1 protein-coding gene is annotated in these 1,037 nt (G+C 61.0%); it reads left to right on the plus strand.

Features of this window, described 5'->3' with window-relative positions; genetic code table 11:
* Positions 1-1,035: DNA gyrase subunit A (locus Q7U71_01310; protein MDO9390394.1), on the plus strand; the 1,035-nt coding region annotated here is incomplete at its 5' end.
* Between the last annotated feature and the right edge of the window lie 2 nt (positions 1,036-1,037).

A 1,037-nucleotide genomic window follows, 5' to 3' on the forward strand; every position in this document is an offset into this window, starting at 1 on the left:
ACCAACATCCCGCCCCACAACCTGGGCGAGATCTGCGACGCCATCTCCCTGCTGATCGAGGACCCGGAGCTGGCCCCGGAGAAACTGCTGAAGACCGTCAAGGGGCCTGATTTTCCCACCGGCGGCATGATCATGGGCGTCTCCGGCATCCGGGACGCCTACCTGACCGGCCGGGGCAAGATCATGATCCGGGGCCGGGCCAACGTGGAGACCGCCAAGAACGGCAAGGAATCCATCATTATCTCCGAGCTGCCCTACGAGGTCAACAAGGCCACCATGATCGAGAAGATCGCCGAACTGGTCAAGGACAAGAAGGTGGACGGCATCGCCGACCTGCGCGACGAATCGGACCGCGACGGGATGCGGGTGGTGATAGGCCTGAAGCGCGACGCCGACCCCCGGCTGACCATCAACCAGCTTTACCAGCACACCCAGTTCCAGACCAGTTTTGGGGTGATCATGCTGGCCCTGGTGGACGGGGTGCCCAAGGTGATCACCCTGAAAGAGGCCCTCAGCAAGTTCATAGAATTCCGGGTGGAGGTGGTGACCCGGCGCACCAAATACGAACTGGCCCAGGCCGAGAAGCGGGCCCATATCCTGGAAGGCCTGAAGATAGCCATCGACAACATCGACGAAGTGGTCCGGATCATCAAGAAGTCGCCCAATGTGGACGAGGCCCGGTCTTCGCTGATGAAAAAATTCAAACTCTCCGAGATCCAGGCCCAGGCCATTCTGGACATGACCCTCAAGCGCCTGACCTCACTGGAGACCAAGAAGATCGACGAGGAGTACGAGGAACTGCTTAAGCTGATCACCAAGCTCAAGGGCATTTTGGACAGCAAGCGGCGCCTGATGGGGGTGATCCGGGAGGAAATCACCGAGCTCAAGAAGAAGTACGCCGACCCCCGCCGCACCGAGATCCTGGCCGCCACCGAGGAAAAGTTCTCGGTGGCGGACCTGCTCGCCGAGGAGGAGATGGTGATACCCATCTCCCACGCCGGGGACATCGCGCGGGTGTCGGTGAGGTCCGACTAGCG

The sequence above is a fragment of the bacterium genome (genome assembly GCA_030655055.1).
Taxonomy (GTDB): Bacteria; Edwardsbacteria; AC1; order AC1; family EtOH8; genus UBA5202.